The sequence below is a fragment of the Mesorhizobium sp. M2E.F.Ca.ET.209.01.1.1 genome, from assembly GCF_004010375.2.
Lineage (GTDB): Bacteria > Pseudomonadota > Alphaproteobacteria > Rhizobiales > Rhizobiaceae > Mesorhizobium.
The window spans coordinates 1-322 of the sequence record NZ_SADP02000776.1 but is presented as its reverse complement, the minus strand read 5'-3'; the positions used below and the strand labels follow the sequence as shown (position 1 = coordinate 322).

The 322-nt window shown below is 66.8% G+C and carries 1 protein-coding gene; it reads left to right on the top strand.

Annotated features, from left to right (window positions below; genetic code table 11):
* Positions 1-322 (top strand): TOBE domain-containing protein (locus tag EN852_RS37855; RefSeq protein WP_135879840.1); only part of this gene is annotated, 322 nt, incomplete at both ends.

Below are 322 nucleotides of genomic sequence, written 5' to 3'. Positions count from 1 at the left end.
CGCGGCCGGCGACGCGTTTTTCCGCTACCTTCATGGGTGAGAGCACGATCCTTGCCGGCACCGTGACCGAGGCGAAGGACGGGATCGTCACGGCCTCGACGGCGGTCGGGCCGATTTCGCTGCCCGGCGCGTCGCCTGCCGGTGCCAAAATTGTGCTCGCCGTCCGGCCCGAACATCTCGTCCTTGGCGAAGCGAAAGGCGATGTCGCGCTCGGCACTGCCAAGGTTGACGATGTCGTCTTCCAGGGCAGCTTCAAGCGCGTGCTGGCCACCTCGGCCCTGGATGCCGCGCTGCAATTCATCGCCAAGACCCCCGCTTCGAC